The 13420-nt window shown below is 60.9% G+C and carries 17 protein-coding genes; 9 read left to right on the top strand and 8 right to left on the bottom strand.

The window, feature by feature from the left end; all coding sequences use genetic code 11:
- The first annotated feature begins 378 nt into the window (after positions 1-378).
- Positions 379-747 (top strand): Hpt domain-containing protein, encoded by a 369-nt coding sequence (locus LH464_RS00250; protein WP_226784343.1) that lies wholly within the window; start codon positions 379-381, stop codon positions 745-747.
- Positions 748-864: 117 nt separating this feature from the next.
- On the top strand, positions 865-1185 hold the full coding sequence (locus LH464_RS00245; RefSeq protein WP_226784342.1) for a 2Fe-2S iron-sulfur cluster-binding protein: 321 nt from the start codon (positions 865-867) through the stop codon (positions 1183-1185).
- A 130-nt stretch (positions 1186-1315) separates the two neighbouring features.
- On the opposite strand, the gene LH464_RS00240 is transcribed toward LH464_RS00245, so the two are convergent.
- Positions 1316-1936 (bottom strand): DUF922 domain-containing Zn-dependent protease, encoded by a 621-nt coding sequence (locus tag LH464_RS00240; protein WP_390624888.1) that lies wholly within the window; start codon positions 1934-1936, stop codon positions 1316-1318.
- A gap of 137 nt (positions 1937-2073) precedes the next feature.
- Between LH464_RS00240 and folP the strand changes: the two genes are divergently transcribed.
- Genes folP through folK form a run of 3 tightly spaced genes read left to right on the top strand, consistent with a single transcriptional unit; the run spans position 2074 to position 3783 of the window.
- Positions 2074-2910 (top strand): dihydropteroate synthase, encoded by an 837-nt coding sequence (gene folP, locus LH464_RS00235; RefSeq protein WP_226784556.1) that lies wholly within the window; start codon positions 2074-2076, stop codon positions 2908-2910.
- A complete protein-coding gene (gene folB / locus LH464_RS00230; protein ID WP_226784341.1) occupies positions 2907-3272 on the top strand; it encodes a dihydroneopterin aldolase in 366 nt (121 codons plus the stop codon). The genes folP and folB overlap by 4 nt, the downstream gene beginning before the upstream one ends.
- The gene (gene folK, locus LH464_RS00225; RefSeq protein WP_226784340.1) at positions 3256-3783 is read left to right on the top strand and encodes a 2-amino-4-hydroxy-6-hydroxymethyldihydropteridine diphosphokinase; all 528 of its coding nucleotides are present in this window, start codon (positions 3256-3258) and stop codon (positions 3781-3783) included. Before folB ends, folK begins: the two co-directional genes overlap by 17 nt.
- Positions 3784-3799: 16 nt before the next feature.
- Here the strand turns inward: folK and LH464_RS00220 are convergent, their stop codons facing one another.
- The 4 genes from LH464_RS00220 to LH464_RS00205 form a co-directional block, all read right to left on the bottom strand.
- A complete protein-coding gene (locus tag LH464_RS00220) occupies positions 3800-4348 on the bottom strand; it encodes a hypothetical protein (RefSeq protein WP_226784339.1) in 549 nt (182 codons plus the stop codon).
- A gap of 104 nt (positions 4349-4452) precedes the next feature.
- The gene (locus LH464_RS00215) at positions 4453-5520 is read right to left on the bottom strand and encodes a YcjF family protein (protein WP_226784338.1); all 1068 of its coding nucleotides are present in this window, start codon (positions 5518-5520) and stop codon (positions 4453-4455) included.
- Positions 5517-6986: a YcjX family GTP-binding protein gene (locus LH464_RS00210; RefSeq protein ID WP_226784337.1), complete on the bottom strand. Its 1470-nt coding sequence runs from the start codon at positions 6984-6986 to the stop codon at positions 5517-5519. Before LH464_RS00210 ends, LH464_RS00215 begins: the two co-directional genes overlap by 4 nt.
- 77 nt (positions 6987-7063) lie before the next feature.
- The gene (locus LH464_RS00205) at positions 7064-7558 is read right to left on the bottom strand and encodes a SixA phosphatase family protein (protein ID WP_226784555.1); all 495 of its coding nucleotides are present in this window, start codon (positions 7556-7558) and stop codon (positions 7064-7066) included.
- Between the two features lie 270 nt (positions 7559-7828).
- Here LH464_RS00205 and dksA point away from each other — a divergent pair, with 270 nt between their 5' ends.
- The gene (gene dksA / locus LH464_RS00200) at positions 7829-8248 is read left to right on the top strand and encodes an RNA polymerase-binding protein DksA (protein ID WP_226784336.1); all 420 of its coding nucleotides are present in this window, start codon (positions 7829-7831) and stop codon (positions 8246-8248) included.
- Between the two features lie 98 nt (positions 8249-8346).
- On the opposite strand, the gene moaA is transcribed toward dksA, so the two are convergent.
- The gene (moaA, locus tag LH464_RS00195) at positions 8347-9336 is read right to left on the bottom strand and encodes a GTP 3',8-cyclase MoaA (protein WP_226784335.1); all 990 of its coding nucleotides are present in this window, start codon (positions 9334-9336) and stop codon (positions 8347-8349) included.
- Between the two features lie 185 nt (positions 9337-9521).
- On the opposite strand from moaA, the gene LH464_RS00190 reads away from it, so the two are divergent.
- Positions 9522-9890: a gamma-butyrobetaine hydroxylase-like domain-containing protein gene (locus tag LH464_RS00190; protein ID WP_226784334.1), complete on the top strand. Its 369-nt coding sequence runs from the start codon at positions 9522-9524 to the stop codon at positions 9888-9890.
- 70 nt (positions 9891-9960) lie between these two features.
- Here LH464_RS00190 and LH464_RS00185 read toward each other — a convergent pair whose 3' ends face one another.
- A complete protein-coding gene (locus LH464_RS00185; RefSeq protein WP_226784333.1) occupies positions 9961-10437 on the bottom strand; it encodes a MarR family winged helix-turn-helix transcriptional regulator in 477 nt (158 codons plus the stop codon).
- Between the two features lie 49 nt (positions 10438-10486).
- Here LH464_RS00185 and LH464_RS00180 point away from each other — a divergent pair, with 49 nt between their 5' ends.
- Together LH464_RS00180 and LH464_RS00175 are read left to right on the top strand one after the other, a co-directional pair.
- Positions 10487-11401, top strand: coding sequence for an alpha/beta hydrolase (locus tag LH464_RS00180; protein ID WP_226784332.1), 915 nt, complete (start codon positions 10487-10489; stop codon positions 11399-11401).
- A gap of 69 nt (positions 11402-11470) precedes the next feature.
- Positions 11471-12079, top strand: a complete 609-nt coding sequence (locus LH464_RS00175; RefSeq protein ID WP_226784331.1) for a pyridoxamine 5'-phosphate oxidase family protein — start codon at positions 11471-11473, stop codon at positions 12077-12079.
- Between the two features lie 20 nt (positions 12080-12099).
- Here the strand turns inward: LH464_RS00175 and LH464_RS00170 are convergent, their stop codons facing one another.
- Positions 12100-13170, bottom strand: coding sequence for a GGDEF domain-containing protein (locus LH464_RS00170; protein ID WP_226784330.1), 1071 nt, complete (start codon positions 13168-13170; stop codon positions 12100-12102).
- Between the last annotated feature and the right edge of the window lie 250 nt (positions 13171-13420).

Here is a 13420-nt window from a genome sequence, read left to right as displayed (position 1 = left end):
GAAAGCTGCGCCGTCATGGCGTCAGCATTTTCCTTTTCATTCACACTTAGATGGCCTTCTTACAAACGGATGATAAGGAATACTTACCATCAGGCCATCCTTGGAAGTGGGAGCGGACTCCCGCCAATCCAAGCGTATCGTAGTGGCACATCTCCGTTGCCTTAACAATTCAGCGAGCCCCGGGTGCGGCGGATGGGTTTCTGGTTGTTAACAGGATTTAAACCATAAAGTCCGTGGAAAGTCCTACAAATCAAGCGCCTTAGTCGAAATTAACCATAGCGCCAGATTCCTACCTCGATTGTGCCGGAATTTAACGGGATAGAACGTGCCATCCGGCAAAAGTCGGTGCAGCCAGGTTCCAGAGGATCATCAAGTTTCATGGCCGTGTCCACTCTCGCATTCGAAGCGCCAGTCAACGCCCGCGCAATCTGCCCGTCGCAGTCCAGACCGATCGATCTCGTTCATCTGGCAGGGCAGACCATGGGGGACAAGACCCTCGAGATCGAGGTGCTGCAGCTCTTCGCAAGCCAGGCGCGGCGCGCGCTGCAGGAAATGACGGAAGGCAAGCCTGCGGACGTCATCGCCGCGGCTCACCGGCTCAAGGGCGCGGCGTCTGCCGTGGGCGCCTTCATCGTGGCCGACGCGGCACTCCGTCTCGAAGAGAAGGGGCCGGATGCGGCACTTCTGGCCAAGTTGGGTGCAGCGGTACTGGAAGCCGAGAACTTCATCCTGAAGCTCTGTCGCTAAAAGCCGCGGCCGGCCCGCCATTGCGGCGTGGCATGGCGCAACCTATGTTGACTGGCTGGCGGATATGTTCAATGAGCAATCCACTGTGCCTGACTATTCTTATCGGATTTCCAGATCATGACGAAATTGACGATCGTCGCCTTCGACGGAACGCGCTTCGATATCGATGCGAGCAACGGATCGACGGTGATGGAAAATGCAGTCCGCAACTCGGTGCCCGGGATCGAGGCTGAATGCGGCGGTGCCTGTGCCTGTGCCACCTGTCATGTCTATGTCGACGACGGATGGACGGAAACGGTCGGTCCGCCGACCGCCATGGAAGAGGACATGCTGGACTTCGCATACGACATGAGGCCGACCTCCAGACTGTCCTGTCAGATCAAGATGACGGACGCGCTGGATGGCCTTGTCGTGAACGTCCCCGAGCGGCAGGCCTGACCAAGGGCTTGTAGGGTCCGAAGCGCAAAGCGTTTAACGGATGGGGTGACGGCCGGTCATGCCGATGCCCTGTGGGGCGTGTGGAAGGCGAAAGCGTTTCCTGTGCTCGCAGGATGAAAGACGCCCAGATCTAGCCGCCCTGCTGTTCCAGCCGGTATTTCAGGAGGCGCATCATGCGGTTGTCGAAGTTCTTCGATTCCACCTTGTCGAACCGCAGCTGATCGCGGTCGTGCGCTTCCAGCACACGTTTCGTGGTCGATCCGACCTTTTTCTCCAGGTTCTCGCAGGTTCCCGTCGGCTTCAGGTTGAGCAGATCCCGCTCAAGAGTGCGCGCATAGCTGCGGGCAATCTCGGCATGACGTTCCTCGTGCCGCTTGATATCGGCCGAGAGCGTGTCCCAGATGAAGCGGAGATCCTTTTCCGCGCGGCGACGGTTGTTCCAGCGCGGCAGGATGAGGTGCGTGCGCAAGGTGACCTTGGCTTCGCCGACGGAGCATTGCCCGCCGCGTTCGACATAGGTAACTTCGCCGCCGAACTTGATTTCGGTGGCGCCCGGGTGGCGGTGGCCGGTGGCGTTGGTCATCGGTCCGCGGCGACCCAACTCACGGTCCAGGTCCTCGGCCGTCCTGCCGCCTATGCTGAAATAGCCGTAGGTCTTGGCGATCGAGGGGGCGGCGGTAGCTGCAGTGGAAAGCATACACGACAAGAGCAGCCCGCCGATGATGCGGCGGAAACTGGAAATCAGCGACATTCTTGGGCCTGCGGACGTTGAAGTTCGGATAAGCTTGGGGCATAGGCGTCGGCAGCGCAACACAAAGGCATAAAAATTTGCGTTCCTCCCAGACAAATGACGTCGAGCAGGCATCGCCTGGCCACAAGTCCTGGCTGATGGGCCAGGGTCGTGTTCTTGAACTCGGCAACCGCGGCCATATCATGGCGATCATCAATGTAACGCCGGACTCTTTCTCCGATGGAGGGCGCTATGTCGATGCCGGGCGGGCCGTTTCGCACGCGCTTAGGTGCGTCACGCAAGGGGCTGCAATCCTGGATATCGGCGGAGAATCGACGCGGCCGGGCGCGGCCGAAGTGAGTGCCTCCGAGGAGCAGGACCGAGTGCTGCCGGTGATCGAGGCGCTCGTGGCCGAGACGAATGCGCTCATTTCCGTGGATACCTATCGTGCGGAGACGGCTCGGCTGGCGATGGCGGCCGGCGCGCATATCATCAACGATGTGCATGGTTTGCAGAGAGAGCCGGCGATAGCCTCGGTGGCTGCGGAAACCGGCGCGGGCCTCTGCATCATGCATACCGGGCGAGGGCGTGAGGGAGAGATGGTCGACGACGTGATCGCGGATCAGCAGTCGTTCTTCGACATATCGCTCGGCATTGCGGATGCAGCCGGCGTGAAGCGCGAGACGATCATGCTGGACCCGGGCTTCGGGTTTGCCAAGAATGCCGCGCAGAACATCGAACTCATGGCGCGGTTTGCGGAGCTGCAGCGTTTTGGACTGCCGTGGCTGGTTGGTACCTCGCGGAAGCGGTTCATCGGTTCGGTGACCGGCCGCGAAAACGCGGAGGAACGCGATGTCGGCACGGCGGCAACCACGGCAATCCTGCGGCTTGCCGGAGCGTCGATCTTTCGCGTCCACAACGTAGCGATGAACAGGGATGCACTGGCGATGGCGGATGCCTTGCTGTCGGCCCAGGCGACGGAGAGCGGCATATGAAGACCTATACCATTACCCTGAAGAACTGCGCGTTCTTCGCGCGCCACGGTGTCCTTGCCGAAGAGAACGCGATCGGGCAGCGCTTCTTCGTGGATGCGGTGCTGGACGTGGAGGCCGGCGATGCGCTGGAGACGGACCTTGTCGAGCAGACCGTCGATTATGGAGCAGCGTTTGCTCTGATCGAAAACGTGGTGACCGGCCGGCAGCGAAAGCTTATCGAGGCGCTGGCTCTGGATATCGCAAAGGCGCTTTGCGACCGCTTTCCGCAGATTGTCCGGGCGGCGATCACCGTGCGCAAGCCGAGCGCGCCGGTGCAGGGAATTCTCGATTATGCCGAGGTGCGCGTTGAGCACTGTCGCTGAAGCGATTGGCCGGACCGCATCGCTTGGTCTCGGCGGCAATATCGGCGACCCGCGCGCTGCCATGGCCGAGGCCCTTCGGCAGCTGGACCAGCGGGACGATTGCGAGGTAATTGCGGTTTCGCGTCTCTACAAGACGCCCCCATGGGGGAAGACGGATCAAGCTGATTTCATCAATTGCTGTGCCGTGGTCCGGACATTCCTGGAGCCGGAAGCGTTGCTGGACGCCTGCCTCGCCATAGAGCGCGGCATGAAGCGGGAGCGAATCGAGCGCTGGGGGCCGAGAACCATCGACATCGATATCCTCACCTATGAGGGACGTCATAGTGAAGGGGAAAGGCTGGAATTGCCGCATCCACGCATGACGCAGCGCGGCTTCGTGCTCTTGCCGCTGGCAGAGATCGCCGACAACCTGCCTGTCGAAGGCAAAACTGTGCGAGAGTGGCTGCCGAGCGTCGATACGAGCGGGATCGAAGTCGCAAGCGCGAACGGGAATTGGTGGCGGGAGAGCTAGCCCCCGCCTTGGTCGCTTAGCGGATCGAGCCGACGGCGATCGCGTCCAGGTCCCGGTCAAGCGTCAGGCCGATTACCGGCACCATCTGATCCTCGACCTTCACCGAAATGGTGATGTTCATGATGTTGTCGCCACGCAGGCTGGCAACCATGGCGCCGTTCAGCTGGGCGCGATTGATGCCCATGACGACCTTGTCGCCGTTGACGGCGCCGGAGACGATGTCGAGGCCCTTGCCTTCAGCACCGTCGAGGAACTGACCCGTATAGCCCTTGCCCTTCTGCGTGATGACGGCGGACATCGGCTGCTTGAAGACGCCGACGCGGCAGGTGCCGTCGAGCTTGATGCCGACTTCGCCGCTCAGCGCCGGTTCACCGATCAGGTTGCAGTTGAACTTGGTGCCCTTGTATTTTCCGGCAACGATCTCGCCCGGTCCTTTCCATGCGCCCGCGACGGACTGGAAGAACGCCTTGTCGCGTGGCGCTGCCGACGCATCGGGCGTGAGAGCCGAGGTGGCTGCAAATGCGGCGGCAAGCCCGCCAATCAGGGAAAAGATGCGCAGATACATGTGGTTTTCCTTGGCCAGGCCCGGAGCCGTTTTCTAGCCTCCAGTCTACCGTCGGAATGGTTAACGAGTGGTATCCGCGCTGTTGGCGCCGGCTGTAATCCGGATCAATTCTGGTCCTGCCGGCTGCCGCCGAGAGGTGCAAGATCGGCCAGGAAATCGCCGATTCCCGGTCGTTTCAGCGCCCGGAAGGGCAGCGGGCGGCAGAGGTCCATAGCGGCGATGCCGATACGTGCGGTGAGCATTCCGTTGATCACGCCTTCGCCCAACCGTTTGGACAGTTTGGCCGCGACGCCATGGCCGAGCACCTGTTGTGCAAGACCGTCCCCGACGGCAATGGAGCCGGTCACCGCCAGATGGGCGACCACGTCGCGCATCAGCCGGACAAGTCCGAGGGTGCCGGGCCTGCCGCCATAGAGTTCTGCCATCGCGCGGACGAGCCGCGACACTTCGAAGACGACGTAAGCAAGATCGACAATGGCGCGGGGGCTAACGGCCGTGACGATGGACACCCGCTTGGACGCGTTGAGAATGAGGACGCGGGCCTGCCGGTCCAGAGGGGTGAGGAGTTCCCGTTCGGCAAGGTCGATCAGGTGCGGTCCGTCAATGATCTCATCCTTGGTGGCATCGAGAACAGCGCGGCCTTTGGCCGTTTCCGCCCGGTGAGAGAGGATGCGGGAAAGCGTTGCGACCACAGTGCGGGCAGCAGCCGGAATAGGTGCCGCAGCGGCCTGTTCCGCCTCGCTCTTCAGGGATTGGACGGCCGCAAGGCGCATCAACCCGTAGACCTCACGCCCGACTACGACCGAAATGGCGATCAGCCCCATCGCCAGCGTCGTCAGGGCAGCGTAACCCAGCCAGTCGGCGCGGGTGAAAAGATCACGCACGACGCTATCCGCCCAAAGGCCGAAGGCCAGCGAGAGAAATGTGCCGAATGCGGCAAGCGCCATGTTGCCGAAAGAAAAGCGCCGACGGCGTCTGGGCTCGGCGACAGGTACGTCCCGGCCCGCGAGTTCGGGCGGTGTCAGGAAGGGGTCGTTCTCGTCCGAGGTGACGACGACGTTGCCTTCAAAGCTGCGGGGCGCGCGACGGACGGTGGGGGTAGGCTCCCGTTTCCGCTCCTCCTCCACGGGAAAGGCGCCTGGCCGGCGTCCATTGTTGTCCGATGACGTCATGCGAGGCGATCTCCCAGGAGGAACTGCATGGCGCGATCCAGACGGATGTGGGGAACGGAAAGCTTCATGCCGCCGCTGGTTTCCTCCAGTGCAGGTGGACGGAATCGAACAAAGTTGATGTCGGGAAGATCGGCGGATCCCGTTTCGAGATGCTTAAACAACACTTCAGGATCCTCCGGCAAGTCTCCCGGAAATACAGCGGTTTTTCTGTTTCCATCGAACAGGTCCGACCCGATTCTCTCTCCGGCCATCGGGGTGCCGACGATGACCGGCAGCGTGTGGCCGCCTTCGTTCACGGTGGCCTCGCGGGTAGCACGGACGGATGCGATCGCCATGACTTCGATCCCGGCACCGGCCATGCCTATACGCTGGATCGCACGATCGACGAAGCGGGTGGTGATCCTCTCCAGCCGGTCATGGCTCTCGTGATGAAGATGGTCTGCCTTTGTCGCGGCGACAAGAACCTTGTCGATCCGTCTGCCGAGGAGCGAGGACAGAAGGCTGTTGCCGCCCGGCCTGAAGCACGCCAGCACGTCGCCCAGGGCGCGCTCGAGGTCGAGAATGGCCTCCTGTCCGCGGTTGATCGCCTGCAGCGCATCGATCAGGACGATCTGCCGGTCGAGACGGGCGAAATGTTCGCGGAAGAAGGGTTTTACGACAACCGACTTATAGGCCTCGAAGCGGCGCTCCATCATCGCCCTGAGCGAGTCCTTCGGCGCGCGCTCTTCGGTCATTTCCAGCAAGGGTGCGAAGGTGAGGGCGGGGGAACCTTCGAGATCGCCCGGCATCAGGAAGCGGCCCGGAGGCAGGGTGGAAAGCGAGCGCTCGTCGGCCTTGCAGGCCTTCAGGTAGCCTGAGAATGCCTCAGACAGCCGTCGAGCCGTCATTTCATCGGCTGCGGCATTCATGTCGACGCTGGCTGCCAGCGACAGCCATTCCCGGGAGAGTTCGGCGCGGATGCCTGTGCGGGCGAGGGCCACGGTATTGGCGCTGAACGTGCGGAAATCCTGTCCCAGCAAGGGAAGATCCAGCAGCCATTCGCCGGGATAGTCGACGATGTCGATCGACAGGCGCCCCGGAGAAAACAACCGTCCCCAGCCGCTGGCACTCTGGTAGTCCAATGTGATGCGCAGTTCCGAAATAGCACGTGTCGAATCGGGCCATATCCGCTCGCGCACGAGTGCCTGGATGTGGTCCTCGTACTGGAAGCGGGGGATGGCGTCGTCCGGCTGCGGCTCCAGCCTGACCCGCGAAACCCGGCCAGATCGGACCGGCTCGAACAGGGGCAGGCGTCCGCCGTTGAGCAGATTGTGGACAAGCGAGGAGATGAACACGGTCTTGCCGGCCCGCGACAGCCCGGTAACGCCGAGCCTTACCGTGGGATGAACGAGACCGGATGCCCTGTCTGCGAGGTTGTCGAGCGCGATGCGGGCGTCGTCGGTGAAGCTGGTCAGAGAGGGCGGCAAGGCAGGGTCCTTCGTTTCCGCCTATATAGGGGTCTGAAACCAAAGAGAAAAGAAGCAGCCTTTGGCATCGCCCGCCACTAGGCCGTCAGGAAATCGACGAGCCGCCAGTATCGCCCGCCGGTGGCGGGCGGTTGATCGAGAACAGCAAGTCCCGCGGTCGGGTAGCCGCTGGGAATGGCCGCCGTGGCCTGGTCGGGGCCGACCAGCCTCTCGAGCACTTCCTCGATTGTCGGATTGTGACCGATGAACATCAGCGATGCGCCACCGTTGGTCGACACAAGCTCGAGATAGGTATCGACCGGAGCATTGTAGAGCTCGTCGACAAAGCTCACGTCCATATCCACGTCCATTGCCCGGCGAACCGCGTCCGCCGTCTGGCGGCACCGCGTTGCGGTGGAGCTGACGACCCGATCCGGGCGATAGTTGCGATCTGCCGCTTTTTCGGCCACGACTTCGGCTTCCGAGTATCCCTCGTCATCCAGTGGTCGGTCGAAATCGCGCCCGCCGGGCTGGGCCCACGCCGCCTTCGCATGGCGCAGCAGATAGATGCGGGAAGGGGAAGTGAGGTTCATCTGTCCGCCGCCTGAGGAAAGCTCTCGCGATGCGTAGCCCTCGGCGAAAGTTCCGTCAACCACGGCCACGGCTCCGGACTTCATGCGTTACTGTCGCAGACCCAAGGAAGCATTCAATATCGCTGAAGGAATATACTGTTTAAATATTAGGCCGTTAGCCTAACAATGTGACAGTTTTAAAAAAGTACTGGACAATGCTTAACGGGCTTGAATGGCCCTAGCTGATTGGGATATAGAGCGCGCCTTGAGATGTTCTTCGGGAGAATCGCGTTGAGTGAGAAGATCGATCTTGGCAATTATGTGCTCTCTGAAAACGACGAGTTCATGAATGCAAACCAGAAGGCGTATTTCCGGGCCAAGCTGATTGCCTGGAAGAACGACATTCTTCGGGAAGCGCGCGAGACGCTTGGTCATCTCGCGGAAGAAAGTGCCAATCATCCTGACCTTGCCGACCGGGCGTCTTCCGAGACGGACCGGGCTATCGAACTTCGGGCTCGCGACAGACAGCGCAAGCTCATCGCGAAGATCGATTCGGCTCTGCAACGGATCGATGAAGGCACTTACGGCTTCTGCGAGGAGACCGGTGAGCCGATCGGGTTGAAGCGTCTGGACGCCCGACCCATCGCGACCCTGTCAATCGAAGCTCAGGAGCGCCACGAGCGCCGTGAGAAGGTTTACAGGGACGAGTAGAACGCCAGCCGATCACCAGAAATTCGGGGCGCGGGAAACTGCGCCCTTTTTCATGTCCGTGAAAAGATCGCGGCGTCTGGACGGCTAACGCCGAGGCATCACCCTCCGGTGACATTCATGTGGCGAGCGATGGTCGGCCGGTTGTGCGTGCGGTCGATGATGAAGTCGTGACCTTTCGGCTTGCGAAGGATCGCCTCGTCGATTGCCTGCGACAGAAGGGCATCGTCATCGGATGCACGCAGCGCCGTTCGCAGGTCGGCTGCATCGTTCTGGCCAAGACACATGTAGAGCGTCCCGGTGCAGGTAAGCCTGACACGGTTGCAGCTTTCGCAAAAATTGTGCGTCAGAGGCGTGATGAAGCCGAGACGACCACCCGTCTCCTCGACCTCGACATAGCGGGCCGGGCCACCCGTCTTGTAGGGAATGTCGGTCAGCGTGAAATGCTGCTCCAGATCCGCCTTAACCTTCGACAACGGCAGATAGCGGTCGGTGCGGTCTTCTTCGATCTCGCCCATCGGCATCGTCTCGATGACCGTGAGGTCCATGCCGCGACCATGGGCGAAGCGTAGCATGTCGGGGATTTCGTCTTCGTTGAAACCCTTGAGCGCGACCGCATTCAGCTTGATCTTCAATCCCGCTTTCTGGGCGGAATCGATGCCTTCCATGACCTTGGAAAAGTCGCCCCAGCGTGTGATCGTCCGGAACTTGTCGGGATCGAGTGTATCCAGAGACACGTTGATGCGGCGAACGCCGCAGTCATAGAGTTCCTCGGCGTGGCGGGATAGCTGCGACCCGTTCGTGGTGAGGGTGAGTTCGTCGAGGGTGCCCGTCTCGATATGGCGACCGAGCGCGCGCACCAGGTGCATGATGTTCTTGCGCACCAGCGGCTCTCCGCCCGTCAGCCGCAGCCTGCGCACACCCTTGGCAATGAAGGCGGAACAGAGCCTATCCAGCTCTTCGAGCGTCAGGAGGTCCTTCTTTGGCAGAAAGGTCATGTTTTCCGCCATGCAATAGGTGCAGCGGAAATCACAGCGATCGGTGACCGACACGCGCAGATAGGTCACGGCGCGGCCGAATGGATCGATCATCGGTGCCTTCTCGTTTGAAAGCGGGCGAGCGTCGCTCGGTGGTTTTGCCAAAGAGTTCAAGGACTATCCTCCTGAGATCTCAAAGTGGGCGGCATTGGCGGGCGCGTCAAGGGGGAAGCGGCTTGCGACAGAGGCATCAAGCTTCTAATCCTGTGCCGATTTTTCAGGGAGCGAACGGAAGCGACATGAGCGATATCTGGCCCACCGAATTGCGCGTATCAAAGGACAGACGGGTGCTCAATGTCACCTTCAACGACGGTCAGGCCTATTCGTTGGCGGCGGAGATGCTCCGGGTGTTGTCACCCTCCGCCGAGGTGCAGGGCCACGGGCCGGGGCAGAAGGTGACGGTGCCGGGCAAGCGCAACGTCGGTATAGGCAGCCTCATTCCCACCGGCAACTACGCCGTGCGAATTGGCTTCGAGGATGGCCATAACAGCGGCATCTTCACCTGGACATATCTGCGCGAGCTTGGCGAGGATGGCGAGCGGCTGTTTGCCGACTACGAACGCGAACTGACGGAAAAGGGGCTCAGTCGCGATCCGCCGCAGAGGTGAAGGACGTATCTCTTGCTGCCTGGCGTGCCATTCCGGCAAGAGATTCGGGCTCTCAACCCAGCCCTGCGGCTCAGCCGGGCTCGGCGTCCTCGACGATTTCGGCCTGAAGGGCGCCGACCACACGCTCCATGTCCTCGGCGATCGCCAGACATTGCTCGATCGGGGTTGCCGAGAGGATACGGTCGATAAGCGCCGTCTGAATGCTCATGGCTTCCACCGTGATGCGGCGGCCCTCTTCGGTGAGAAAAAGACGAAGCACGCGCTTGTCGCGCTTGTCGCCGCGACGCTCGATCAGTCCCCGTTTCTCCATCTGCGGCAGGGTCATGCTGATATTGGATCTGCCGACCAGCAGCTTGCGGGCCAGTTCCTGTTGCGAGATCGCCTCGAAGCGATAGAGGTTGATGAGGATGTCCAGATGCGGCGGCTTGATGTCGAGCGGTGCGAGCTCGCGGGTCAGGACCGTTTGCATCAGCTGGCACGCACGGGCGACGGTGATCCAGCTTTTAAAGCGCGGATGATCCCACGGCAGGGATTGATTTTTGTTCATTCTTGTACTTTATTGTTCATTGTTGAACATTATCAGAGGATGTCTCACAATGCCACCGTTTGCGTTCAAGGTCATCCGTTCGGTTTTCGCCGCCACCAGCGCTTTGTCGCCGAAGCTGGCCGGCCGGTTAGCCTTCGAGCTGTTCTGCCTGACCCCCTCGCGACGCCCCGCCGGCGCCAAGGCTCGCCGGGTTCACGCGGAAGGGCACAAACGTCTTGCCACCGCCGAAACCATGCCTTTTCGGACGGGAAAAACAAGTGTGATGGCCTATCGGTTCAACGGGAGCCAAACGGAACCGCGTCGGCGTATCCTCGTCGTGCACGGTTGGGGATCGTCCGCCTCCTATATTTCCGCGCTGGCAGAGGGGCTGGCCGTCGAAGGGGCGGAAGTGGTCGTTCTCGATTTTCCTGGCCATGGCCGCTCCAGCGGCAGGCGGTTGAACATGCGTATGGCGGTAGAGGCCATCGTTGAGGCGGAGCGCCGGTTTGGCCCGTTCGACGGTGCCGTCGGCCATTCGTTCGGCGGTGCCAGTCTCATGCTGGCTGCGGGTGGCGTCCTGCCCGGGGCAGGGCGGATCTCGCCGAGTCGCCTCGCGGTCATCGGCTCGCCGACCCGAATCGAATGGCTGTTCGATGGGTTTTCGCAACAGGTCGGGCTGAGTGCGGTGGTCAAGCAGGGTTTGATCCGGCATGCGGAGAATGTTGCCGGCACGACCTTGGCGGAATTCGACGCGGTAGCGGTCGCCCAACGAATCGGGACGCCGCTGCTCGTGGTTCATGCGGAGGAAGACAAGGAAGTCGATGCGGGCCATGCCCGCCGTTATGCCTCCACCCCGAGCGCCAGGATCCATTGGGCCAACGGTCACGGTCACCGGCGAATCATCAGCGCGCCCGAGGTTATCGAAGCGGTTTGCAGGTTCATGACCTCCGACGAGGTGGAGCGAGATCGCAGTTCCGCTGCATGAACCGTTGATCGCCGGCACCTGTCACCCTAGTGTCGTCGTTGACCGTCATAGGGGGCGGGCGAGGGCGTCATGACCATCATCCAGACCGTTGAGCAATTGCGGGAAATCTACAGCGGCGTCGCCGAGGCGTCGGTGGCCAAGGTGACGAAGACGCTCACCGCCGAGTATCGCCAGATGATCGAGGCGTCGCCGTTCATGGCGCTTGCGACGGTCGGGCCTGAAGGTCTTGATTGCTCGCCGCGTGGAGATGCCGGCAGCTGCGTCAGGGTGCAGGACAATGCGACCCTGCTTTTGCCCGACTGGCGTGGAAACAACCGCATCGATTCGCTTCTCAATATCGTGCGCGATCCGCGCGTGGCGCTGATGTTTCTTATACCCGGATCGAACACCACGATGCGCGTGAACGGTCGCGCCGTGGTCTCCGTCGATCCGAGGCTGATCGAGAGTTTCGAGATGGATCGCCGGCATCCGCGAAGCATCGTGGTCATCACCATCGGTGAAGTCTATTTCCAGTGCGCCCGCGCATTGATGCGTGCCGAGCTCTGGAATCCGGAACGGTTCGTCGATCCGGCCAAGCTGCCCACATCCGGCGCACTGTTGAAGGCCGCGAAAGCGGACTTCGACCAGGAGACCTATGACAGGGAATGGGCAGGGCGGGCATCAGCGACCATGTGGTGAAGGTCGATTGGACCGGCACCCTAGGCTTTGTAGATCAGCCAGTTCTTGCCGACATAGTCCTTGCGCATGACTTCGTTGAAGAAGATCGTCCGGTTTCTGCCGGAGTGCTTTGCGTGATAAAGCGCGACGTCCGCATTCGCATAGAGCCCGCCGGCATCGTCTGCCTGTGAGCCCATGGAGTAGCCGAGTGATATCGTGACCGGGCCGTATTGCACGCCGGAGCGCGAGTTGCGGAACTGGCGGGTCTCGAGCGCCCCGCGAATGCGCTCGCAGATAACCCTCACCTCATCGGCCGTGTTGCCTTCCACCAGAACCGCGAACTCTTCGCCTCCGGTTCGCGCTACGAACAGGTCCTTGCGGACATTGGAACGGATCACGGATGCGACAGTGGCCAGGATTTTGTCACCGACTGGATGACCGTAGGTATCGTTAATCTTCTTGAAGTTGTCGATGTCCGCAAGCACGAGTGCGGTTACCGGCAGGTTTCCTGTCCCGTCGAATATGGCGGCCAGCTTCTCATCGAACGCGCGGCGATTGGAAAGGCGCGTCAATGAATCGGTGTTGGCTATGCGCTTGTACTCGTCAAGCTCCCGGCGGACCTGATCCATTTCGTTGGAATGTTCCGCCACCGTTTCGACTGTCTTCTCGCCGTGTGCCTTTGTATCCGACGTGGCAGAGGCCAACAGGCTGATCGCGTTGCTGATGATGTCGTTAGAGACGTTGGCCTTGGAATTCACATGCGAGGCAGTTTCGCCCAGGAGCTTGGCGTAACCCTCCATCGACCGCTGCTCCTGCCTCAGCACTCGGAGAAGGTTGTCGAGCTCAACGAGAAGCTTGTCGTGCGCCTTCTCGATGACTTCGACATGGCCGGTTCCCAGGTGCTGTGCCGCCAGCGCGTCGAGTTCTTCCTGGCTGGCATGGGTGCCAAGCGCTGCCAATTGCTGCGTGAGCACCCCATTGGAGCCGATATAGGCTTCATAGAATAGCTGGTAGTTTCTCGGGATCGGTGCCACGCCCATAGTACGCAATGCGTATACGATCTGACCGACAACGTCGTTCGATTGCGCTTTCGGCGCAGTAGGCGTCGTCATCAATGCCCCCAGCTCTCAAAAAAATACTTGATAAGCATTATATGAAAAATGTTGGAAAACAATTAAGGGGCCGCTTAGAAATGTGACCGCCTTCTCATGTAAGGGGAGGGCTATGTTTCAGCCTCTGTTCTGCACTAACGTTTTGTTTAAGTTATACTTTAGTTGTGCTTTTCGGACTTGAACCGCTCGCCGGAACGAATGCGGGCGGCAGATGCAAGTTCATGAGAACCTGAAAAGCTGCCGCCCGGAA

Source organism: Pseudorhizobium xiangyangii, from assembly GCF_020531965.1.
Lineage (GTDB): Bacteria > Pseudomonadota > Alphaproteobacteria > Rhizobiales > Rhizobiaceae > Neorhizobium > Neorhizobium xiangyangii.
Note: the sequence above shows the minus strand (reverse complement) of the source record. Positions and strands in the feature narration are given on the sequence as shown.